Origin of the sequence: Solibacillus sp. FSL K6-1781 (assembly GCF_038630735.1) — a bacterium.
Lineage (GTDB): Bacteria > Bacillota > Bacilli > Bacillales_A > Planococcaceae > Solibacillus > Solibacillus silvestris.
Window position 1 is genome coordinate 2,399,892 of sequence record NZ_CP152038.1, and the last position, 16,740, is coordinate 2,416,631.

Here is a 16,740-nt window from a genome sequence, read left to right on the forward strand (position 1 = left end):
ATTTGTTAGTTCCATTATAATGGAAAATTCTGATATTGAATAACCGAAAATAAAAAGAGGATTTCACATTACATTGAAATCCCCCCATAATTAATCCATATTCTCTTGCAGTTTGACCATGTTAGACCAGCTAACACCGCCATGCTGTGATTCAGAAATACCATGGTTTACAAAGCCGAGTTTTTCATAAAAAGAAACCAATTCCTGTTTACATGTTAACGTAATTCCTTGTCGTTCATTTTCTTTTACCAACTGCTCCATTTTATTGATTAAGATTCGAGCGATACCTAGATTCCTCGCCTTTTTAGAAACAGCTACTCCTAATATACTTTGGTGTCCGCCTTTTTTAGGATTTTCTTTTATTTCTTCAAAAAGGTCATCCGTTATGTATAATTGAGGAATTACTGGACCGTTAATATAACCAACAATCACTCCATCTTTTTCAGCGACAATAAACGTATCCGTGATCAATTTAATTCTTTCCAGAAACGCTTCCCTTGTTGCAGCCTCTTCATTTGTAAAGCCTTCATTTTCAATGACTACCAGCTCTTCTAAATCTGACTTTTGCACATTTCTTAATGTAATCATGTTATTCTCAACTCCTTGATAGATCCATTACTTGTTATTTAATTTTCTTTCAAGTTCCTCAACTCGTTTTTCTAATGTATACAACTGGATTTTTAATGCTGCATCACTTCTGTTTGTTGACCTTAATGTAGATTTAAATAATATATTAAATCCCCAATAGGCGATTAAAAGGCAAATCACGATTATAAATAACCCAATTAAAAACCCAATTAAATTTTCTAAAATAATCTGTTCACCCCCATAATCTCCTTGATGCCCAATCTATATTATTCCGACCAATCTCCGTACTGAATTACTTTAATGGATTCATCCTCTTCCAATAGTTGTTTAAGTAGATAGTTATGACCGCTTCCATATAAAATAACAGCCCGCTTTGTTTCAGGAAGAATGGATTTTTTTATATTACGTACGATTTTTGAATTCCGGTAATACCAGTATCTCATCACCCACTCAAATGCCATTTCATCGTCGAGCTGCATTAAATCCAAATAGACTTTATGATCATTTACTATGTTTTCATATGAATTAATATATTTGTACAGTTCGATGATATCCCCTTGCTGAATTATAGTGGAAAGCTTCTCGAGTACCAATTTTACGCGGTTCATTACTTCCTCGAACTCTGTTTTCGATTGCCCTTCTGCTACGAGACCTAAATCGATTGATTCCTCCGGCTGTTCGTTCCAATCCACAGCATAAATGGCATCATGTCCAAGAATTTTAGCTAACCGGAACCCAATTTGATAAATCTCATTTTTCTTAAATGCTTCATTTATTTCCTCTACTTCTGCCGAGCGATAAATTGAAGTTAAATGTTCTTGTAAATGAAATGGATATTCAACAAACACTTGATCCGCTTGGAACTTCGCGAGATCAATAGCCAACTTTTCAAAATCGCTATCGCTATATTTCCTTTTATCCTTTTCCGATAATGTGTTCAAGTCAGAGGTATCGCTAAAGTGAAACGTTCCAACTAATAGAATTTCCATATAAATCCTCCCTCTATTCAACGTTTATTACTAATTATTCACTTCTTTAATAGAAGACTTTTTCTTTTTAATCTCTTACTTAATAAAAATAAAATCAGATTATAAATGCTGAAACAAACGATCGCAAAGATAGCGTCACTAGTCAAACTTATTGGTTCATATCCGCTATGGTAATTAATATGAACTTCATTTCCTTTGTAGATGAACCAAATAGCAATAGATATGAGACAATATAAAACTATTAAGAAAATATAGTGACCGTATAATATGATTTTGTTGTGTGAAGAACCGAATCTTGCGGTATATAAAAAAAGACCCCCATAAACTAACATCATGATAATGATTTGAGAGACTGCCATTTATGCCCTCCTAATAATTCATTACTTATTTTCTGCAAGCTTCTGCAATTCTGTTGCTCGATTTATAATGAAGCTATTCATATATCTGTACAAAAACAATTTGTCAGCGATACTTCCTAATGGACCAAATGGCGACTTATATTCAAATATATCAATCATTAAAGTGCCGTCTTTTTCTTCTACAAATTTATGAGTATGGGTAAATGCTTTAAATGCTCCTTTCACCATTATGTCCACAAATATAGTTGGTTGTTGCATATGTATAACCTTTGCCGTCAGTTTTTGTTTAATTCCGAAGTGAGTAGCTTCCCAAGTAACGGAGTCACCTGCATTTAATAAGCCATTTGTTACCCCACCAACAGCCTTTTCCTTCGTTTTCGCAGTCGTCTTTATATGAATGTCGACGTTTCTGGCAAGGTCAAAACATACATGTATAGGTGCATTTACAAACTGCTTGTGGATAATTATCGGCATCGAAATTCTCCTTAAAAACTTAATCATTTTCAATCTGCAATTCCTTTACCATGACTTCCTGTGGGGCACAAGTAATTTACTGAACAGCTATATTATCAACATATTGAGCATTTCCTTTATCCGTTTCAATGTCAACAACGAGTATATACTTTCCTTTTTCTGTAGGTAAATTAAAGGTTTGATTCACTATAAAATATTCTAATTCTATTTTGTTTTCATTTTGCAAAACAGAAACCTTTATTTTATTCGGATCAAAAGTTCCGTTTTCCATATTTAACGCGACCAATTCCCTAGGTTCAAAGTAAATAATATTTTGCATTTCCGCTAATTCTTGAATATCTTCTGTTTCTTTGTTGTATTTGTCATCATACTTCCAATCGATGTTTGCTTCAGCTAAAGCTTCTTGAATATCAATACCATTAGGAGTAATAACCATAACTGTCGGAGGCGAAAAATCATAATCTTCTCCAAAACATCCAGACAATAAAAAAAGTGAAAGCAATCCAATAGCAACGTTTAAATATCTTTTCACAAATAGCCCCCCGTTTTTACATACGCACGCTTATTTCCTACTATATTTTGCCACAGTAATTTGAATGATATAAAGAATCAATAGACCGATTGTTGTCCAGGACGAAAAGAATAAGGCATCGCGCCACTTAGTTTCCTGGAATGCTTCTTGATTAATATATAATCGAATAAAAAATGACAATATAAAAATGATGAGCAGTAAAAAAAGCATCCTTTTGTGTTTAATTATTTTCCACTCCTCTTATTGCAAACTTCAATCAGATTATATTTTCTTCTCAAAGTAGGTTAAGGATAAAAATTGATTCACTTGTACTTCCTTCGTAATACGAAATCCATTCTTCATATAAAGAGTAATAGCTGGCGAATTTTTGGAACCAGTTGCTACTGTTATTGTCATTGTATCGAACTGACCTTCAATAAAAGTTAACAGTTTCTGTGCGATTCCTTTACGGAAATGGTCCGGATGAACGATTAATCTATGTATGTCTACTTCATTATCGATAACTTTCACCGATATGGCCGCGCATAGTTCTTCTTTTATATAGTAGCCAAAGAAAGTTTCTCCGCATTGTTTTAAAGTATTTACTGTATCTTTCAATGGTGGGATTTCATCATAACCGATAATTTCTGCTTCTACTTTATAAGATGGTATTTGAATCGTTAATAGATCTTTCGCATTTTTTGTATTTCGAATGTCAAACTTCTTTATCATGGAACCGCCTCTCTCAACCATTTTAAACTTCCCCCTATTTTTCCAACATATAATATTTCTAGTTACTTTCCCAAGAATACAAGCAATCGTTAACTCTTCTGTAAAATCACGCCAGTAAGTCTAAATAATACTTAAAATACAAAAAATAAGATATATGAAACTCCAAAGATTAATAGAATAAGTGAAACCAAATATTCTTTTGTATCCCTCAAATACACCCAATCCAAATAGAAATGAAAGCCTAAAGTAATCGTATAAAAATATAACCAAAACCACTTCATGCCGTTATCATCCATAATATCTATAAAATAGAAACAACTGAAAGCAATGATTAGAATTGTGACAAACCCTATTCTTTGTATATTTTTGCCACTCGTCTCTGAAACTTTTCCTCTCTCTTTCCCTACAATTAATCTGCCAATAATGAAATTAAGTATACTTAGAATTAACGCTAAAATAGATACTGAAACCTGCACTCATATCCCCCCAGTCAACCTAAAATTAAACATGACAGAACTAATTTTGGGAAGTTAACTACAGGTTGTCATTTCCCCCAAGGCTGTTCACCATATTTTTTTAGCATAACGACCTCACCATTATTATTATTTAATCTGTTATAAACATACTTAATCTTGTACTCATTAGTTTTATCTAACTCTATCTTCTTATAGAATTCCCTCGATAACGTTAATTCATAATCATCAATTAACAAATAAAGGTCACCATTTTTTTTAATAATATTTTGTTCTTCGAGTTGATAATTACCATCAACGATTACATTAAGAACTGATGTAAAACCGAATATGTATAAAGCTCCAAAAGCAATTAAGATAGAGCTTATTAATAATTTACCTTTGTTCATGTAGCCGCCTCCCGTCTTAATCTTTTATACGATTTTACAAAAGCTAAAGTTTCAAAAATTCACCTTTACATTTGAACCTCTAAGGGCTTCCTCTCATTCATTGTTATTAGTAATTTCTCATTACTAAACGTAACAGAGTTTTAAGATAAAAGTTACTTTCACACTAATAATAGCGCTGATTCTAATTTAGAATCGCGCTCGTATAGTGATTTTTAATGTAGTTTTTCTTCCAAATCTAATTCTTTAACAATAGAAGTTACAAATGTTCTTAACGGATTCGTGATTGATCTACCTGTCTTCGCTTCAACAAGCTGAGCTGCATCCACCATCGATAATTGAGCAACAGAAATTATTTTATCATCGTAAATAAGTTGTTCTAACATCCTTGCTACTTCCTGATCGTATTCTTTTTTACGTCCTTGCATGATTAAGTCAAACATGTTGTTTAGAACAACAACCTCGATGTTTAACGATTTTTGATAGGTATCAGCAAAAAGTCTAAGACGTTCCATTGTTCCTTCAACGGTTGCCGCATTGGTAAAAAGTAAAGTATGAGGTTGCTGAATATTGCAGATGAAATCAAAGAACGGTTCATCCAATTTATAAATTGGTACTGAAATGGAAAGATGGTCTTCCTGTAAAATGGCAATATAGTTTGTACAAGTAATTAAAATAGCATCAATATTCGATTGGGCAATCCATTCCATTTGTTCTTTCACTTTTTGTTGCGCATCTACTTCATTGAAATTCTGATCTGAGGTTAGTCGATTCATTAATCCTGGATCAACAAAATGGACTAATTCAATGTTATATGGAGCAAGTACATTTTCTATGTATTCAATATTTGAATAATGTGCGTGTAGACAACCTAGTCTTTTTCTCAATTTTATTCCACCTGTAATTTATTTCTAATTATCTTATCAATTTGTGAATACTATTGTCTATTTAAATATAAAAACGTAAATCAGCTTGAAAATACCAAGCTGATTTACGCCATTAATTCCCTATTTGTTTTTCATTCACATAATCCAAAATGTCACGAGCCTTTAGAAATTCTTCTTGTGCTTCAGCAGGGATCATCTCAATTTTTGGTGGTGAAGAGACACCTAATTGTGCCATAACTGTTTCATAGGTTAATAACGCCTGAATATATTGTTCATATTCTTCAGCTGTTAAAATCTCTTTACTCGATGGTTGATTATTTAACCTGTCAAAGTAAGGCTGAATTTCATATATGGCCGCTTTAATTTCCTCCAGTTTTTCTTCAGAAACCTTAGAATAATCGATATTACCGTTTTTATCGCCAAATTCAAGCTTTGCATCTGTAATGACATAGAGTATTTCTTTGAACTGTTCAAATTGTTCATTTCCCAGGTCACCTTTTGCTTGGGATAATTTTGCATCAAATAATAAATAACTTTTAATTGTGATATTTGCTATATGTTTTTTTACATTATCAAACGATCCATATAAATCATCTGCAAGTAACGATTGATACGCAAATGCCCCTGTTGGAACCATTAAACAGGCAGCCATAATCGTAATCGCTATACGTTTTTTCACAAAACGTTTCACTGTTCCTCCCATTTCTGACTTAGCTTCCTGAATACCTTTCTTACTCCTTTCATGAAGCTGAAATGGGATTTCAATCTTCTCTATATCCTGTTTAAAATGATTCCCCATAGTTCTCTACCTCCTTTAAATTTTGGCGAAGTTTATTTAGAGCACGATATAAAATCGATTTTGCTGTTCCGAGCGGGATTTCAAGAATATCCGATATTTCCTTTAATGTACGGTCATTATAATACTTAAGTAAAATCACGCTTTTCTCATCTTCATGCAAAGTATCCATTAGTTCTCGTAAAGATAAAGATATTGCAATATCTTCAACTTCTTCTCCTGTATGTACTTCAAATTGGGGAATTAGTTGAACCACTTTTTTATTTTTATTAATTACGGTCAAGGAACAATTGATCGTAATTTTCATAAGCCATGTCTTGAAATATTCTGGTTTATTTAAAGTGCTAATATTTTTGAATGACTGATAAGCTACTTCTTGTACGACGTCTAAAGCATCATTTTTATTTTTCACATAGACATAGGCCATTCGATAAATATCTGCTTCATATTTTTGGAAAAGCTCTAAATATGCTTTGTCATTTCCTTTTTGAGCTTTTTTTACTAAGCGTCCAATATTCATAGCAATTCCTCCCTTCATTTTCGTTTTACATCTATTAGACATACGAGAAGAACATTTGGCTTTAAATTTTAAAATTAATTTTTCTCATCATTGGCATTATTCATAAAGAAACGCTTCCCTTATTACGGAAAGCGCCTTAAATTTTATAAGCTATTAACTTTTTGGTTTCTTTAAAAAAAATAAAAATATAAGTTGGATGATGGCAAAAAAAATAAATACTACACCTAACAGTGCTAAAGAAAGCCATCTAAGCTCAGATGTTTGAACAACACCTGCAGCATCTACTTCTCTAAAATAAATAAATATAGCTAACCCGCTAAACAAAAGAAGCCAAGCCCCATTAATTATCCACCATAATTTCTTCATTCATTTCCCTCCATAAATAAACCTACAAAGGGAAACCAATTAAGTTTCATATATTACACATAAAATTAATTTATTTCCATTTTATTTCTTTTAAGCTTTATTAAACAAATATATCCCTACAAACATTAAAGCAAGGGCAATGAGTTTCGTCATATTGATTGGATAAACAACCCCACCAAAAAGTCCGAAATGATCAATAATTGCACCTACTAAAATCTGACCAATAATAACTGCCATAAAGGTTGCAGCCACTCCGATTAAATTTACAGAAAAAATATTAATGACAATAAAGAATGCACCTAATAGCCCTCCGATTAACTGCCATTTTGGAACTGTAAATACATTTAAAAAATTTCCCTTTCCGAAAAAGAAAGCCAAAACGAACAACGCAAGCGCGCCTACCATGAAGGAAACGGTTGCGCTTTCTAATACGCCCACTTTCTTACTAAATAAGGCATTGATTTGACTTTGTATCGCAACTGCCGAACCGCCAATCAACGCTAAAAAAGCAATTATCAATTTCATCATCAATATTTCCTCCAATGTGAATACCATGAAACCTGCAACAATAATTTAATTAACTAGTATAATCACCTGTTTTAATAGTAGATTTTATTTGATCTATATGATGAAGATCGTGTTCCATTAAACCTTTCAAATATTCATAAAAGGCTATATTAGTATCATTAATCTGTAATTCAGACATCCAGTTAAGATCAGATATTTGATCTAACTGACTTAATAAGTCTTCACGAATACCGATGCATTTTTCCAATGTATTTTCAACCGCTTCGTTTCTTGCAAGTAAAGAAGAATGCGTGTTTAAATCATCGACACTTGGGCCTTTCGGTAAGCGATTGCCTTTTAATAAATATGGAATTCTGTGTTGTAAAACAAATTCATCCCAAGGGCAAAAGTGTCCTACTATTTCTATAACAGACCACTTTCCATCCTCAATCGGTTTTCTTAATAGATTTTCATCAAAAGATTTCAAACTATGAATAAAAGTTATAAAGTTTTGATGATGTGCTAATATTTCCGATTTCTCCTTCAGCAAATGAACCACCTCGATGTTTTTATTTGGTACTGAACACACAAAATCCCTACTACTGCGATTTAATAATCATTGTCTGTTTTAAAGATAAACCGGCTATCGGGATTCCACACATGCAAGTTGTCAGCAACATATCCGCGCAGCCATAATACGCCATCAACTTTTCTAACATAAAATCCTTTTGGAAAACTATCCTCATCACTGATTATTTCTGATGCGATGGTGATAGATCCAGAAGGTGCCTCATTTTTCTGTGAAGGAATTCCTGAATTTTCCTCAACTTGATCTACATATTCCAGTCTTAAGTAAGGCCCTAGTTCAGGTGGGCATAACTGTAAGCGAAGTTCGTTCGCCTGTTTATAGATTTCAGGTAATGTTGCGCCATTCGGAAAGCCCAGATCTCTAACTAATAGTTCAACTATTTCCAAGCTATACTTTATTTCTGAAGTGGTAAACCGATCATCATATAATAACTTCTCTCCATATTGGTTCAATGAAATCGAAGACTGTTGCAGCCTTTGAATAAGTTCTGCTTTGGATAGCCCGCCTACCTCTATCGTTTTTTTAATTACAGAACAATCCGGATATATTCGCATTTGTTCCCCTCCTAACATACGGTTCGAATAATGTCTTTTGCTACAGACTGGAGCTACTGAACCTGTACTAATGATTTCTATTAAACTCATTAATACTCCTTCATCCCTTTTAAAACAGGAAACGCTAGTGAATTATGACCAGCTTAAATTGATAGGCTACAGGGTATTCAAAGGATGATAGGAGAGTGTATATAGATGATTACAGCAATTACTATTAAAATCATTGCAGGTTTTATAGCGCTTATGGTTGTTATCCGCTTTATCGGAAAAAAGGAACTCGCGAAAGTTACCCCATTCGACTTTGTATTTATCGTTATTCTTGGAGGAACGCTTGAAGAGGGTGTATACGATGAAAAAGTACGAGTTTGGGATGTCCTCTATACGATTGGATTATGGACTGCGCTGTATCTTTTAACTGATTTTCTTGTCAGGAACTTTGAAAGGCTTCGTCCCATTATTAAAGGAGAACCGTCTTTTCTTGTAAATAATGGGCTGCTGGATATTAACGAGTTAAAGAAAAATAAAATAGAATCTGAACAGCTACGTTCCTTACTGCGGATGCAAGGGGTTTTTTCTATTAGTGAAGTAAAATATGTCCTTCTTGAACCGGGTGGGCAAATTAGTATATTGAAAAAGAATTCATCCGATGAAGATACCGGTGGCGTACTAACCCACTTGCTTATCGACGAGGGGCAAATTGAGGAAAGGATTCTTGCACAAATTGGAAAAGATAAGCAATGGATCATTCATCAGTTAAAAGAGGAAGGTTATGAGGATATTAAAAAAATATATTATGCAGAATGGTCTAAGGAAAATGGACTTTACGTTCAGACTTATGATTAATTATTTAAAAGTAAGTAATAATTATTAGCTCGGTTTCGATCAGTGAAACCGAGCCTGTTTACAATCTAATTTAGACCAATTTAAGCGGCTTAGTACTCTCTTTAACAAAATCCAAAAATGCGTTTTCTTCTTCAACAAATGGGTTGTGATTAGAATGGTCAAATATTATTAATTCAGAAGTAGGGATGAGGTCAGCAATTTCAATACTAAATTCAATTGGACACTGCGCGTCATACTTTCCGCCAAACACATATGTATCTATTTGAATTGTCGGTAGCTCTTTTCGTAAATCGAATGACTTTACTGCTACTTTTCTAAAGTAATCCAGTGCACGACCAACAGTCCGTCCACTATTTGGTATTGTCAGGGCATATTTTAATTTTTCTTCACTAGTAAATGACATCATTGACCATTCAAAACCTAAATCTTTTCGTTTCTCTTGCGGCGTGTCTGTATTATTTAGACTTTCCATGATTTCAATAATTCTATTAAAATTTTTATTATCAGCACAGTAAATACTATTTGGATGAGTTGCGTATGCTTTACTTGCTGCGCTGCAACCGCAAATACATTTTGTAAGTGATTGTTGTTTTAATACAGCATATTGCAATGCAAGCATTCCACCTGTTGAATGGCCTGCAAAAGCCCATTTCGGAATATGTAATGCTTCTCGAATTGCTTCTAAGTCTAATATGATTTCTTCTAAATTCATTTGGTCATCCATTTCGATGGCAGGTGAATTACCCGCCCCACGGACATTAATTAGATAGACTTGATAATGTTCTGTGAATGGGTTAGCAAACCAATTCCCTTTTTCATTAAATGCCATATAAAAATGCGTAATAGCAAGTGGCTTACCGCTTCCCTTTACAAAATATTCGAAAGTTCCTCTTGGTGTTTCAATAAATTTTTGTTCCCACATCTTAGACACATCCTTTTCAGAAAAATGTAATATTCTAACAAACACTATTATACTCTTCTGAAATTGATAAAGAGTAAAATTTCCCCAAAATAAAACCACAATGGATAATTTCCACTGTGGTTATTTCTAATCATTATTTATATCACGAATAATCCAATGGGCTGCTTCTTTTAAATTTGGAAAAACTGCATCTGCCAATGGATCCTGCTCACCTATAAAAACTGTTTTAGTACCTGCTTTTTTACCTGCCTGAATATCTGTATCTGTATCACCGACCATATAGGATTTTTCCAGATCTATTTTGTATTTTTCACCTAAATCCAAAATCATTTTGCTATTTGGTTTTCTGCATTCACACCCAGCCTTTGGTTTATGCGGACAATAGGCAACTTCATGAATCGTTGCTCCCTTTTTCTTCAGTTCAGCTACCATGTGGTCATGAACTTTCTGCAACTGCTTTTCCTTCATATAACCTAATCCAATTCCACCTTGATTCGTCACAACAAATACATAATAAAAATGATCATTTAAACTTTTAATGGCTTCTTCTGCACCAGGTAAAAAATAAAATTGTTTCGGATTGTTTACAAATTTCACTCGCTTAGTTAGCACTTCATTTATTACGCCATCTCGATCTAAAAATACCGCTCTTTTCAATCCAACCACACCTTTAATTTTAATCTTACTTTTAGTATGTTAAAAATTATCGGCTTTAAGCAGTCTTAATTCGAGTATTCAATAATTCTCTTAACGAAATCCATCAACTGAAAAAGGCACAACTCTTCTTAAGAATCGCACCCTATTTGGAAGACTTACATTAACTTTAGCAGAAACTTTTAATTTGGTTTTCAGTAATCCCTTTAATTAATCCCAGTTCACTAATCAAAAATTGATGCGTGTTATTTAACATTTCTTTTTCACTTGTATTAAGTGCTTTTTCTTCTTTCATACGCATCAAATCACGTACAACTTCAGCACATTCCAGTATTTTACCCGTTTTTACTTTGTCCGTGTTCACTTTATACCTTTGTCTCCACGGCAATATTTCATCTGATTCTCCATGCTGAAAAATATGAAGGATGTGTTTTAATTCAATTATATCAGTCACTGGACGTATACTTGAACTCAATATTTTATCCATAGGGATTGTAATTTGCATATTACCGACTGACATTTTTATAATATAACACTGTTGTTTTTCACCTAATATTTCCTTTTCTTCTACGGCTTTAATTATACCTGCTCCGTGCATTGGATAAATAATATTTTCACCAATTTGAAACAAATAATCCACCTCCATATGGCAACCTTAAGGTAACCTTCTTAACCTTAACATGTTTATGGATTTTTAACAAATTTTTAATAATATCATAAAAATTATTAAGGTGTCAATTATTTTTTATTTGATATTTAAAAAGCATAAACAATAAGAATCGTGTCGGATTAAATAAAGTGGAGGTTAGTTTGCCTATGTAACATTGAATAAATGTGTTATTAAATAGTCAGCTTCAAACGATTTATACTAGTTTATAGTCAGCACTATCTAGTACAATTTGAATCAAGCTTTTAAATAAATTTTGTTGAGAAGATTTTTGCCAGTCCTCTTCATACTCAGCCATTAACCACATTACTTCATCCAGAAAGACATGCTGTTTCGCCATTTCCCAATATCTTTTTTCTTCATCGGTAATGTCGATATATTCTTTGTATCCAGCTAAAAATAAATCCCATTCATCTATTGTGAAAACCCGGTCCGGGGCTTCTTCATGTTCATTATGAAAAAGTAGTAACGCGAGTGCTAGATCAAATAATTTCGGTATCCAAGCAGCATTATCTGGATCAATTAGAAATGGCTCGGGGATTAATATTAAATTATTTGCTTTAAAATCATGTGGCGTTGCAATATGCGGTAAATTTGCACTGTAAAGTATCTGTTGATTCGCTACACTTTCCAGCAACTTTGTTCTTAATGCCACATCAATTTCTATTCCAGCTTTGTTAGCATGTTGGATAATTGCCTCCATACTCTCTTCTACTTCTTCCTCATTAAAATCATAGACATCGTAGTCAAGGAGGTTATAACTATTTGAAACAGGTGAATAGCTGTGGATCTGTCCTAACATTTTACCTGCTTCATAAATTTCATTGTCTTTACCTGAATATTTTTGACCTTCTATAAATGGATAAACTACAAAATTTGTATCTTCAATTTTTTGTGGGTTTTCAACTTTTAATTTAACTGGTGTTACAACATTTATCCCCTTATCTTTTAGCATGTTGATATAAGACATAACACTTTCTGCTCTGCTTTGCGTACGTTTTACAACAACATCCTGATCACCATATTTCACTCGGTATACGGGTGAATATGGATAAATGCTTTTAGGCTCTTCTTCTACATCAAATCCAAATATATTTAAGATTTCGGTTCCATTCATTATTGTAACCACCTTTATTTGCTGAATTGTTTTGTACTATAGCTTCTATGTACCTTATCTTAAGAAGTGAGGGTTATAAATTCTTCTGCATCTTTTATACAGATTTCCATCCCCTTTTCCCAGAAATCCTTAGATGTGATGTCTTCCCCTAAATGTTTCATCACTAAATCTTCTACCGTCATACTGCCTGAGTCTCTAAGTAAATTTAAGTAATCCTTCTCAAATTCTTTTCCTTTCTCCTTGGCCTTTGCAAAAATTCCTAATGCAAATAAATATCCAAAAGTATAAGGAAAATTATAAAAAGGTGAATGTGTAATGTAATAATGGGGTGTCCAAACCCAAGAATACGTAGACGGCTCGTCAATGGAACCATTATAAGCTTCTTGTATGGTCTCATTCATTAATTGGTTTAAACGCTTGGATGAAACAAGCCCTTTTTTACGCTCTTCATAAAATCTCTCTTCAAATAAAAATCTGGAATGGATATTCATAAAGTTCATAACACTTCGTTTCAATTTCTCATCCAATAAAAGCAATTTCTCTTCTTTTGACTGCGCTTTTTCCATTGCTGCATCAAATATTATCATTTCTGCAAATGTTGAAGCGGTTTCGGCAATACTCATCGGATACTGTTTATTTAACCCATCCGCTGATTTCATCGCGTAATTGTGGAAAGCATGACCTAATTCGTGCACAAGGGTTAACACATTTAAAAACGTCCCGCCAAAAGTCATAAAAATTCTTGATTCACCGGTCAGCGGAAAACTAGCACAAAACGGGAAAGCCGATTTATTGTCACGGTCCTCCGCTTCAATCCAGCCCTCATTAAAAGCATGCTTAGCAAACGCTTCTAATTCGCTTCCGAACTGACTAAAATGGTTTGTTATGAGAGTAGCTGCTTCATCATATTGAATTTCAGGACTTTTATTCGTAATGGGAGCCCAAAAATTATAGGCTTTCATGCTAGGATTCCCCATTAATTCAGCTTTTCTTTTTAAATAATTCGAGAAGGGTTTTTTATATTGCTTAACGACCAACCACATTGCATTCATTGTTTTTTCCGTAATTCTGTTTTCCTTTAAAGGGATTTCTAATACATTTTCAATTCTTGAATGTTGATAAATTTGTAATCGAAAGCCCGTAATATGATTTATTATTTTGGCGAATATCTCTACTTTTTCTTCGTATATTTCTTCCAATGCTTGATGAGCTTTATATCGAACCTTCTCATCAGGGTGAGATCTTAAGTTGATTGCTTGCCCTATCGAAAGCTGTTTTTTATTTCCATCAATTTCAATATTTACTTTCATACTACCTATAAGTGCATTATAAAAATGACCCCAAGAATGAAAACCATCAACCATTAAATCAGCTATTAACGCTTGTTCATCATCTGATAAAGGAGTATTCTTATTTTCACGCCATTCAGTTAAAATAAATTTATAATCTGCTAATTCTTTAGCTTCTATTAACCTTCCCCATATCTCCTGTTTAATATTTGTTAAGACAACCTGTACTTTAGATAATTCATTTTTAAAATCAGATTCAAATTTATATATTTTACCACGTAAAATTACAGCATCTTGATCTTTAGAATCTTGAGAAAGGAGACAAGTGACAAAAGAATTGGCTTGAGATAAATGGATGCGGGTTTCTCCAATTTTGTTCATTAATTCTGCTACATTAGCCGCATCACCTATTGAGGGCAGTGCAATAAAAGAGGCAACCGATCTTTTTATAGTATGTATATACTCTTCCAATTCATTTAAGTGATTTATGAATTGATTTGACTTGCTTCCACCTAGAAAAATGCTATCTAAATCCCAATTCATTTCATACGGCATTTTAACCTTCCCCCTACTGAGAACAATTGCTTTCGGCATAATTTACACTAGATCATTTATTTAATTCATTTTTTAATAAGTCAATTGCTGTCATTACTTCTTCTTTATTTTTAGAATCATTCATATGGTTGCGGGCGTGAAGTAGCGTCGGTCTAACGGACTCGACTGAGCGGCCAAACTCATACATCCACTCATATCTTGGAACCATCCAAGTATGGAAATGGTGAGTAGTATCTTCATTATAAAAGTAATATACGTTCTCGATATTTAATACTTCTCTTTGGGCCTGTCTTATTCTGGTTAAAGTCTGAATATAATCTAATTTTTCTTCTTCAGTTAATTCATCAAAAGACTTGATATGCCTTTTAGAAGCTAATATGATTAACCCTTTGATTGGATAAGCTACATCTTGATGGGCGTGAAAATATTTCGTTTCATATACAACTCCGCCATCAGGTTCTATCAAACCAGTTGTTAATGCACAGCTTAAACATTCAACTACAACATTTTTTCCATTTGATAATGTTATTTTCTTAATACAATAACCCCCTTTACGTTTCCTAAAAAACTCCTATTATTTATTTACATAGAGTTTACATGTATTTTTCGTTCCCAAGCTTTAACTTAAATGATTTGAGATTTTTCATAAAAAATTATTGTTATCTTTTCGTTTATTATTTTGGATTTACCCGTCCTTTTATAACCTAACTTTTCATAGAGGTGACAAAGCCCTTCTTCTTGCATAATGGTGTCCAATTCCCATAATCTTGCGTCTTGATATATATTCTCTATTATTTCAAAGACTTTTTGAGCAATTCCATTCCCTTGTTGCTCTGGCAAAATAAATATAGGGCTGACACGATAAGATTTATTACTCATTTTTACAATTCTAATGCCCCCAATAGTATCTTCTAGATTTCTAATTAAATAATAATCTGTAAATGGTTGCTTGAATCGAGTAATAACTCTTTCTAAAGATTCATTAGCTGGGTTCGTATCGTAGTCCTGATATTTCTCAAGTAAAGGCATAAATGCTTTCACTTGTATCTCATGAAGCTTGGCCGCGTCATCTAAAGTTGCTTTACATAGTGAGACTTCCATAACATATAAACCTCCTTTATAAAACCTTAATTCATATTAACATATTTATCCATATCTAAATTAACCCGTTACACCTGTTTATTTTGGTCATGTAAATATCACCTAGATCTTAACTATAGTTCTCTATATAAAAAACAGCGCTGATCCTAGTTCAGAATCGCGCCTCATTCACTTCCTTATTATTTGAAAATCCTGTAAAGATAAAACACGAAATAAACGCAACAGTTGTTACAACAATTCCCATAAATAATCCGATTGCTCTCATAAAAGGATCATCGCCTGGATAGGCAGGCTCTAGTGTGACTAACATATAAATCAATATAAGGGACAAAATCATATAAAAACTGCTCCCAGCTGTTGCCATCTTCAACCGATTTTTTCTCGTACCTTGCCAAGTTTTATTAATTATTATCCATAAAAAGATACTTCCGATTACAGCAAGTATCATCACAAGTAAATGTACATACGGAATTAAGAAATAACTCAACAGATAAATAAGAAGAGCTGTTGAAAAAAATAGGATGGCATTCGTAATAAATAGCAATATTCCAGCTAACCAATAATTTTGAAACCATCCAGCATTGTTCAACTTAAATATTAGAAAATTGTCTTCTCCAAGTATGTTTATTAATGGCCTTTTAAGGACTGTGACAAAGAATATGCCCGTAAGACCAATAAATAAGAATAAAATTAAGGACATAGCTACCCTCCTAATCGTGATTCTTTTGCTTGAATATTATTACAACTCAATATAAACCACCATTTTAAGATAGTTAACGCCATCAATGGAATAAAGTTCCTTAGAAATTTCCATAAAACTGGGCAGTAAAAGCAGCATCGTTTCATGAGGAAATCGATGCT

The 16,740-nt window shown here is 33.2% G+C and carries 23 protein-coding genes; 1 reads left to right on the forward strand and 22 read right to left on the reverse strand.

All coding sequences use genetic code 11. The annotated features are described in order from the left end of the window. Nucleotides 1-90: 90 nt before the first annotated feature. The 14 genes from MHH37_RS11910 to MHH37_RS11975 all read right to left on the reverse strand — a co-directional run bounded on the left by MHH37_RS11910 (nt 91) and on the right by MHH37_RS11975 (nt 8,731). Nucleotides 91-588 (reverse strand): GNAT family N-acetyltransferase, encoded by a 498-nt coding sequence (locus MHH37_RS11910; RefSeq protein WP_342573205.1) that lies wholly within the window; start codon nt 586-588, stop codon nt 91-93. A gap of 266 nt (nt 589-854) precedes the next feature. Then, nucleotides 855-1,577 carry a DUF5694 domain-containing protein gene (locus MHH37_RS11915; RefSeq protein ID WP_342573207.1) on the reverse strand — a complete coding sequence of 241 codons (723 nt, stop codon included), beginning with the start codon at nt 1,575-1,577 and terminating at the stop codon, nt 855-857. Between the two features lie 380 nt (nt 1,578-1,957). Further along, nucleotides 1,958-2,410 (reverse strand): SRPBCC family protein, encoded by a 453-nt coding sequence (locus MHH37_RS11920; protein WP_342573208.1) that lies wholly within the window; start codon nt 2,408-2,410, stop codon nt 1,958-1,960. Nucleotides 2,411-2,486: 76 nt separating this feature from the next. Further along, nucleotides 2,487-2,942, reverse strand: coding sequence for a hypothetical protein (locus MHH37_RS11925; protein WP_342573209.1), 456 nt, complete (start codon nt 2,940-2,942; stop codon nt 2,487-2,489). Nucleotides 2,943-3,203: 261 nt separating this feature from the next. After that, nucleotides 3,204-3,674, reverse strand: coding sequence for a GNAT family N-acetyltransferase (locus MHH37_RS11930; RefSeq protein WP_342573212.1), 471 nt, complete (start codon nt 3,672-3,674; stop codon nt 3,204-3,206). 110 nt (nt 3,675-3,784) lie between these two features. Next, entirely contained in the window at nt 3,785-4,129 is a 345-nt protein-coding gene (locus tag MHH37_RS11935) for a DUF4181 domain-containing protein (protein ID WP_342573214.1), read from the reverse strand. Between the two features lie 68 nt (nt 4,130-4,197). Continuing rightward, complete coding sequence (locus MHH37_RS11940; RefSeq protein ID WP_342573216.1) at nt 4,198-4,515, reverse strand: hypothetical protein; 318 nt, start codon at nt 4,513-4,515, stop codon at nt 4,198-4,200. A gap of 212 nt (nt 4,516-4,727) precedes the next feature. Beyond that, nucleotides 4,728-5,405, reverse strand: coding sequence for a hypothetical protein (locus tag MHH37_RS11945; RefSeq protein WP_342576248.1), 678 nt, complete (start codon nt 5,403-5,405; stop codon nt 4,728-4,730). 106 nt (nt 5,406-5,511) lie between these two features. Then, nucleotides 5,512-6,198: a DUF3600 domain-containing protein gene (locus MHH37_RS11950; protein WP_342573218.1), complete on the reverse strand. Its 687-nt coding sequence runs from the start codon at nt 6,196-6,198 to the stop codon at nt 5,512-5,514. Continuing rightward, nucleotides 6,182-6,715, reverse strand: a complete 534-nt coding sequence (locus tag MHH37_RS11955; RefSeq protein WP_339262178.1) for a sigma-70 family RNA polymerase sigma factor — start codon at nt 6,713-6,715, stop codon at nt 6,182-6,184. The genes MHH37_RS11950 and MHH37_RS11955 overlap by 17 nt, the downstream gene beginning before the upstream one ends. A gap of 153 nt (nt 6,716-6,868) precedes the next feature. Next, nucleotides 6,869-7,081, reverse strand: coding sequence for a DUF3923 family protein (locus MHH37_RS11960; RefSeq protein WP_342573222.1), 213 nt, complete (start codon nt 7,079-7,081; stop codon nt 6,869-6,871). 90 nt (nt 7,082-7,171) lie between these two features. Next, nucleotides 7,172-7,606: a DMT family transporter gene (locus MHH37_RS11965; protein WP_342576249.1), complete on the reverse strand. Its 435-nt coding sequence runs from the start codon at nt 7,604-7,606 to the stop codon at nt 7,172-7,174. Between the two features lie 52 nt (nt 7,607-7,658). Continuing rightward, complete coding sequence (locus tag MHH37_RS11970; RefSeq protein ID WP_342573224.1) at nt 7,659-8,138, reverse strand: DinB family protein; 480 nt, start codon at nt 8,136-8,138, stop codon at nt 7,659-7,661. A gap of 59 nt (nt 8,139-8,197) precedes the next feature. Next, complete coding sequence (locus MHH37_RS11975; protein WP_342573226.1) at nt 8,198-8,731, reverse strand: helicase; 534 nt, start codon at nt 8,729-8,731, stop codon at nt 8,198-8,200. A gap of 195 nt (nt 8,732-8,926) precedes the next feature. Between MHH37_RS11975 and MHH37_RS11980 the strand changes: the two genes are divergently transcribed. After that, the gene (locus tag MHH37_RS11980) at nt 8,927-9,574 is read left to right on the forward strand and encodes a DUF421 domain-containing protein (RefSeq protein ID WP_342573227.1); all 648 of its coding nucleotides are present in this window, start codon (nt 8,927-8,929) and stop codon (nt 9,572-9,574) included. Between the two features lie 70 nt (nt 9,575-9,644). Here MHH37_RS11980 and MHH37_RS11985 read toward each other — a convergent pair whose 3' ends face one another. From MHH37_RS11985 to MHH37_RS12020, 8 genes are all read right to left on the reverse strand, one after another. Further along, the gene (locus MHH37_RS11985) at nt 9,645-10,496 is read right to left on the reverse strand and encodes an alpha/beta hydrolase (protein WP_342573229.1); all 852 of its coding nucleotides are present in this window, start codon (nt 10,494-10,496) and stop codon (nt 9,645-9,647) included. Between the two features lie 126 nt (nt 10,497-10,622). Continuing rightward, nucleotides 10,623-11,153, reverse strand: a complete 531-nt coding sequence (locus MHH37_RS11990; protein WP_342573231.1) for an HAD family hydrolase — start codon at nt 11,151-11,153, stop codon at nt 10,623-10,625. Between the two features lie 166 nt (nt 11,154-11,319). Continuing rightward, nucleotides 11,320-11,796: a CarD family transcriptional regulator gene (locus MHH37_RS11995; protein ID WP_039966431.1), complete on the reverse strand. Its 477-nt coding sequence runs from the start codon at nt 11,794-11,796 to the stop codon at nt 11,320-11,322. 217 nt (nt 11,797-12,013) lie between these two features. Further along, nucleotides 12,014-12,934, reverse strand: a complete 921-nt coding sequence (locus tag MHH37_RS12000) for a phosphotransferase (RefSeq protein ID WP_342573234.1) — start codon at nt 12,932-12,934, stop codon at nt 12,014-12,016. Nucleotides 12,935-12,993: 59 nt separating this feature from the next. After that, on the reverse strand, nt 12,994-14,778 hold the full coding sequence (locus MHH37_RS12005) for a M3 family oligoendopeptidase (protein WP_342573235.1): 1,785 nt from the start codon (nt 14,776-14,778) through the stop codon (nt 12,994-12,996). 52 nt (nt 14,779-14,830) lie between these two features. Next, on the reverse strand, nt 14,831-15,316 hold the full coding sequence (locus tag MHH37_RS12010) for a diadenosine tetraphosphate hydrolase (protein ID WP_342576250.1): 486 nt from the start codon (nt 15,314-15,316) through the stop codon (nt 14,831-14,833). Between the two features lie 86 nt (nt 15,317-15,402). Then, entirely contained in the window at nt 15,403-15,879 is a 477-nt protein-coding gene (locus tag MHH37_RS12015; RefSeq protein ID WP_342573237.1) for a GNAT family N-acetyltransferase, read from the reverse strand. A gap of 151 nt (nt 15,880-16,030) precedes the next feature. Then, nucleotides 16,031-16,579, reverse strand: coding sequence for a hypothetical protein (locus MHH37_RS12020; protein WP_342573238.1), 549 nt, complete (start codon nt 16,577-16,579; stop codon nt 16,031-16,033). Nucleotides 16,580-16,740: the final 161 nt, after the last annotated feature.